Below are 6,285 nucleotides of genomic sequence, written 5' to 3' on the forward strand. Positions count from 1 at the left end.
CTGTTCACCGAAGACCGAAGAGGGTTTCAAGGTTCTCGGCCACAAGCTGATGCAGGACGACCTCTACGGCGAGGTCGGCCATCATCTGCTGCCGGGGCCGGGCTACAACTCGCAATATGTGATGACGATGGCGCATGTCGCGCGGGCGCTCGGCTACGACATGAGCAAGGTCGACTTCAAGCGGTACCGCCGCATTCAGATGTTCCAGAAACTGGCATCGGCGCGGTTCAGGTGGGGCAAGGACGAAGAATCCGAGCTGATGCAGAAGCAACTCGGCTTCGACGAGAAGCTGGTCGCGTTCTACATGTGTGGCGTGCAGCGGCTCGCCAATCGCGTGCCCTTCCTGCGGCGCATCAGGGATAGGATGAACCGCGAGTACTCGATGCACGCCTTCACGCCGGAGCAATACGTACTGAACGAAGGGGATTTCCTGACGGGCTCGGAGCTGTACGAGGCGCTCGAGCAAGAGGGTCCGGTCGCGCCCGTCGTGCGGCCCCGTCTGGCGGCGGAATGAGGTTGTGAGCTGGTTGTGATAGAGTTGACGTCGTCATCCCGCATTCCGCCGCTTATTACCCGTTAGGTCGCAGGCGACCCTGGGATGGGTGTTCCAGTACTCACGCGCAACGCAGAACATTGTTTAGGAGGCGAAAGTAGTGCTTGGTTATTTCCAATGAGCAGCATCCCTCTTCAAGATAAGCGAAAAGAGATCGAGTTCTTCGACGCTCATGCGGCCGACGACGCTTACGACGTTTTCACGCCGGAAAGTAGTTTGCGCCTGATCAGCACCTGCGTGACCCTGGCGGGGCTTCGTCCCAGAGCACGCGTCGCCGATCTCGGTTGCGGCTCCGGCGTGTTCACCGATCTGCTGCACAAGCTAGGCTACGAAGCTGTCGGAGTCGATATCAGCCCCAAGCTCGTGGCGTTGGGGCGCTCCAAGTTTCCGGCGGTCGAATTCTTCGAAGGCGACGTCGAGAGTCTGCCGTTCGAATCCGGCAGCTTCGACGGGGTGCTGCTCAGCGGCCTGGTTCACCACTTTCCCGATCCGACCGCCTGCGCGGCGGAGGTGTTTCGGATCCTCAAGCCGGGTGGCTCCTTCGTGGCTTTCGATCCCAACCGCTTGAACCCGTTCATGTACTTGTATCGGGACCGCTCTTCGCCGTTTTACAGCTCCGTCGGCGTGACCGAGAACGAACGGCCCGTGATACCAAGTGAGATCGCCGGTGTGTTCCGTCGGGCGGGCTTCAAAGTGCAAACCGACTACATTTCGGATATGCGATACCGCTACCTCGCGTCGTCGAAGCTGAGGTGGCTGCTACCGGCCTACAATGCCATCGACCGGATGATTTTCAGCCCTAGCTTCATGAAGCCGTGGCGTTCCTTTGTGCTAACCTATGGTGAGAAGCCATGACCACTGTCGACCTGCCCGAGAAGACCCGAGAGAGCACCAGCCGGATCGCGGACCTGACGGTCGTCGGCGGCGCCGGTCACGTCGGCATACCGTTGGTGCTGTCGTTCGCCGCCAAAGGACTGACGGTCAACGTCAACGACCTCAACACGGACAGCCTCGCGGCCTTGAAGGCCGGTCGCCTGCCGTTCATCGAATACGGCGCCGAGGAACTGCTCACCAACGCGTTGCGCGACAACCGGCTGATCTTCACCAACAAGCCGAGCGACATCTCGCCATCGGGCCCCGTCGTGGTGACGATCGGGACCCCGGTGGATGAATTCCTCAATCCGGAACGCCACGTCGTCGAGAAGTGCATCGACCAACTGCTGCCCCATCTGAACGACGATCAGCTCCTGGTGCTGCGTTCGACTCTGTATCCGGGGACGACCGACTGGATCCATGAACATCTGTCGCGCAAGAACCGCAGCCTGCCGGTCGCGTTCTGCCCCGAGCGCATCGTGCAGGGCTACGGGGTCGAAGAGCTGGCGCAGATGCCGCAGATCATCAGCGGCACGACGCCGGAGGCCGCCGAGCAGGCGGCTGCGCTGTTCCGCCACATCGCCCCCGAGATCGTCACGCTGTCGCCGATCGAAGCCGAGTTCGCCAAGCTGTTCGGTAATGCCTACCGCTACGTCGAATTCGCGGTGACAAATCAGTTCTACCTGATCGCCAAGTCGGCGGGGCTCGACTACCAGCGCATCCTTCAGGCGATGAAGTACAACTATCCGCGCGCGCGCAATATCCCGAAGCCGGGCTATGCGGCCGGGCCGTGCCTGATGAAGGACACGATGCAGCTGACCGCGTTCGCCCGCAACGAGTTCTCGCTCGGCAACGCCGCGATGCTGGTGAACGAGGGCCTGCCGCTCCACATCGTCTCCGATCTGCGCCGCCGCTACGATCTCAACAAGATGACCGTCGGCCTGCTCGGCATGGCGTTCAAGTCCGAGATCGACGACGTCCGCGCCTCGCTGAGCTACAAGTTCAAGAAGGTCCTGAACGGCTTCGCTCGCGAGGTGCTCACCACCGACCCGTTCGTCACGGTCGATCCGGACCTGCTGCCGGTCGACGAGGTGATCGCGCGCAGCGACATCCTGATCCTGTGCACGCCGCACCGCAGCTACAAGACGATCGATCTGCGTGGCAAGCCGGTGGTGGACGTCTGGGGCTTGCTGGAGAACGCCAATCTGGTGGGCTGAACGGCCGTTTCTTACTGGGACCGGTGAACCGGCGCGAGCCGGTCGCCGGTCCGACTATTTATTGCGGTGGTGTGGAAGCGAAATCCGATGAGCGCTCAGCTCGACGTCGTCATTCCCGTGTTCAACGAGGGCGCCAACATCCTGTCGGCGCTCGGCGCTCTGGCGCGTGAGGTGAAGACGCCGACGCGGGTGCTGATCTGCTACGACATGGAGGAGGACGACACTCTTCCGGCGATCCGTAACAACCCCGATGCCTACCGCGGCCTCGAGGTGGTGTTCGTCCGCAATCCGGGCCGCGGCGCCCACGGCGCAGTGATGGCCGGTTTCGCCGCCAGCACCGCTCCCATCGTGGTGGCCTATCCGGCCGACGACGATTTCAATGCCGGTATCATCGACCGCATGGTCGCATTGGTTCGCGACGGCTGCGACGTCGTCTGCGCCAGCCGGTTTCTGCCGGGCGGCAAGATGGAAGGCTGTCCGTGGCTGAAGGCGACGCTGGTACGCACGGCCGCCTTCACGCTCAACCATTTTGCCGCGCTGCCGACCAAGGATCCGACCAGCGGCTTCCGCATGTTCTCGCGCCGCGTGATCGACCAGATCGTCGTCGAGTCCGACCAGGGCTTCTGTTACAGCATCGAATTGCTGGTGAAGGCGCATCGTCTCGGCTGGCGGATCGGCGAGGTGCCGGCGGTCTGGTACGAGCGCGAGCACGGCACCAGCCGTTTCCGCGTGATGAAGTGGCTGCCGCACTACCTGCGTTGGTACCGCTACGCCTTCGCGACGACCTATCTGCGCCGTTCGCCGCTCACCGTGGCGTTGAAGCCGTCTCGGACCTGACAGGACGCGCGGGATGGACGAGCAGTGGCCACGGATCAAGCACCGGCACACGATCGCGATTTCGCCTTGGATCGACATCATCGCGCGGGAAGTCGAGTTCGCGCCGGGCGAACCCGGGCAAGTCTATCACGCCGTCGCTCAGCAGGATTACATCGCCATCGTGGCGCTGACGCCCGACGGGCGCCTGCCGCTGGTCCGGCAATATCGCCCGGCAATGGAGGACTGGACCCTCGAACTGCCCGCCGGACTCGTCGATGCGGGCGAGGACGCGGCTACGGCGTGCCGCCGCGAGCTGCTGGAGGAGACCGGATTCCCGACGCGTGCCTTGCATCCGCTCGGCACGGCTGCGCCATGCACCGGCCGCTTCAGCAATCGTATCCATTCCTTCTTCGTCGAGACCGCCGAGCGGCAGCCGGATTTTGCGCCGGAGCCGGGTGTGCGTACCGAGCTGGTGACGCCGGACCAGCTGGTCGGCCTGATCATGACTGGCGAGTTCGCTCAGCAGTTACACCTGGGCGCCTTGATGCTGGCGCAGCTGCGCCACTTCATCACCCTCGACTGGCAGCCGCCGCGATGACGTGCCGGACGCGCGCGAGCCGAGCAGGCTCCGATGCTACCTGCCGGATGCGGCAGGTGCGCCGGGAGGCCCGCTGATGCGCATCGGGACCGTCGGCTGTAATTACGGACGCCTCGTGCACGTGCCGGCATTCCGCCGCGACCGCCGCTGCGAGGTCGTGGCGCTGGCGGGGACCGATCCGGTCCGCACCGCCGAACTCGCCCGCGAATCCGGGATCGCGCTGTCGTTCGGGAGCTGGCGTGAACTGGTCGAGCATCCGGACATCGAGGCGGTGACCATCGCGGCGCCGCCCCACCTGCAGCCGGAGATCGCCATCCGCGCGCTCGAACTCGGCAAGCCGGTCTTCGTCGAGAAGCCGCTGGCCGCCGATCTGGCCGGGGCGAAGGCCATGGCAGCTGCGGCGCTAGGTCGCACCGCGATGATCGATTTCAACTTCTCCGCCATCGCGGCGATGCGCCGGACCAAACAGCTGCTCGACCAGGGCGCCGTCGGCCGGCTGCGCCATGTCAGCGTCAACTGGAACGTCGAGAACTACGCGACCCGGATGCGGCTCCGAAACTGGAAGTCGCTCGGCGGCACCGGCGGAGGCATCCTGGGCAATTTCGTCAGCCACAGCTTCCACTATCTGGAGTGGTTTTGCGGCCCGATCACGGGTCTCTCGGCACGCCTGACGGGACTACCCGATGCTGTCGATCTAGAGACTAACGCGGCCTTCCAGCTGCAATTCGGCTCCGGCGCTTCGGGCGTTCTCGCCGTGAGCTGCGCCTCCTATCAGGGCTCCGGTCACCGCCTCGAATTCTACGGTGAGGACGGTACTTTGACGCTTATCAACCAGACGCCCGACTACATGCGCGGTTTTGAGCTCAACCTGGCCCAGCGGCCGGGTGCCCTGGCTCGGATATCGGTCGAGGACGAACTCGACGGTGAATTCCCGCAGGACGGTCGTATCGCGCCGGTAGCACGGCTGGCTTCCTCGTTTCTCGATGCGATTGCCGGAAACGGCGCCCCGATACCTGGTTTTACCGAGGGATTGCGCGTTCAAACCTTGCTCGATATCGCGCGCCGTGCAAATGACGATGGCCGCTGGCGAGAGGTCGCGCGGCAGACAACGGAGATAAGCGCGTGAGTTCTATTCTGGTCACCGGCGGCAGCGGCTTCATCGGCTCCGCGTTGGTCAAGGCCCTGGTCCGGGACGGCCATTCCGTGCGCGTACTGGACGACAACTCCCGCGGCGCGCCGCGGCGGCTGGAAGAGGTCGCCGGCGACATCGAATTCATCGGCGGTGATATCCGCGATGCCGACGCGGTGGCGAAGGCGGTGCGCGGCGTCGAGGAGGTCCATCACCTGGCCTTCGTCAACGGCACCGAATACTTCTATAGCGCCCCCGAGCTGGTGCTCGACGTCGGCGTCAAGGGGATGGTCAACGTCATCGACGCCTGCCGCGACGCCGGCGTGCGCAAGCTGATCCTGGCCTCGAGCTCGGAAGTGTACCAGACGCCGCCGCAGGTCCCGACCGACGAGACCGCGCCGCTGCTGGTGCCCGATCCCACCAACCCGCGCTACTCCTATGGCGGCGGCAAGATCATCAGCGAGCTGATGGCGATCAATTACGGCCGCAAATTCTTCGACCGCGTGCTGATCTTCCGGCCGCACAATGTCTACGGTCCCGACATGGGCTGGGAGCACGTCGTTCCGCAATTCGCCAAGCGAGTGAAGGACGTCGCCGCCAAGCATCCGGACGGCAAGCTGCCTTTCGAAATGCAGGGTAACGGCCTGCAGACCCGCAGCTTCTGCCATGTCGACGATCTCGTCGCCGGCGTGCTGGTGATGCGCGACAAAGGCGAGCATCTCGGCATCTATCATGTCGGCACGCTGGAAGAGATCACCATCGCCGATCTCGCCACCCGCGTCGCCGCCCTCGACTCCATTGCCCGCCAGATCGAGCAATTGTCCCGACCGGCCGCCAAGGCTGGCGAACCGGTCGTGGCGCGGCAGCTCAACGACGCGATCTCGCGGCTCGATGCGCGACTGGCGCGGATCAGCGAGCCGAAGCCGGCCGCCCCAATGTTCATGCAGACGCCCGAGCCGCCCCCGGCCTCGACCGAACGGGTCGAGCGCGCCGCCGCTCAGGTCTATCACACCTCGCCGCCGCTCGACCCGAGCGCGCTCGACCGCGCCATCGCGGAGATTTCGGCGCGGCAGAGCGAACTCGACTCCCCGCGCGAACG

7 protein-coding genes are annotated in these 6,285 nt (G+C 64.5%); all 7 read left to right on the forward strand.

The window, feature by feature from the left end; genetic code table 11:
• Positions 1-514: hypothetical protein (locus tag I5M_RS32660; protein ID WP_040771598.1), on the forward strand; the 514-nt coding region annotated here is incomplete at its 5' end.
• 156 nt (positions 515-670) lie between these two features.
• Complete coding sequence (locus I5M_RS30870; RefSeq protein WP_022720783.1) at positions 671-1,408, forward strand: class I SAM-dependent methyltransferase; 738 nt, start codon at positions 671-673, stop codon at positions 1,406-1,408.
• Complete coding sequence (locus I5M_RS07210; protein WP_022720784.1) at positions 1,405-2,643, forward strand: nucleotide sugar dehydrogenase; 1,239 nt, start codon at positions 1,405-1,407, stop codon at positions 2,641-2,643. The genes I5M_RS30870 and I5M_RS07210 overlap by 4 nt, the downstream gene beginning before the upstream one ends.
• A gap of 87 nt (positions 2,644-2,730) precedes the next feature.
• Positions 2,731-3,480: a glycosyltransferase gene (locus I5M_RS07215; protein WP_022720785.1), complete on the forward strand. Its 750-nt coding sequence runs from the start codon at positions 2,731-2,733 to the stop codon at positions 3,478-3,480.
• Positions 3,481-3,493: 13 nt separating this feature from the next.
• The gene (locus I5M_RS07220; RefSeq protein WP_022720786.1) at positions 3,494-4,057 is read left to right on the forward strand and encodes an NUDIX hydrolase; all 564 of its coding nucleotides are present in this window, start codon (positions 3,494-3,496) and stop codon (positions 4,055-4,057) included.
• A gap of 76 nt (positions 4,058-4,133) precedes the next feature.
• Positions 4,134-5,183: a Gfo/Idh/MocA family protein gene (locus I5M_RS07225; protein WP_022720787.1), complete on the forward strand. Its 1,050-nt coding sequence runs from the start codon at positions 4,134-4,136 to the stop codon at positions 5,181-5,183.
• A partial coding sequence (locus tag I5M_RS07230; RefSeq protein ID WP_022720788.1) for an NAD(P)-dependent oxidoreductase occupies positions 5,180-6,285 on the forward strand: 1,106 nt, incomplete at its 3' end. The genes I5M_RS07225 and I5M_RS07230, both read left to right, overlap by 4 nt.

The organism is Rhodopseudomonas sp. B29, from assembly GCF_000333455.1.
Lineage (GTDB): Bacteria > Pseudomonadota > Alphaproteobacteria > Rhizobiales > Xanthobacteraceae > Rhodopseudomonas.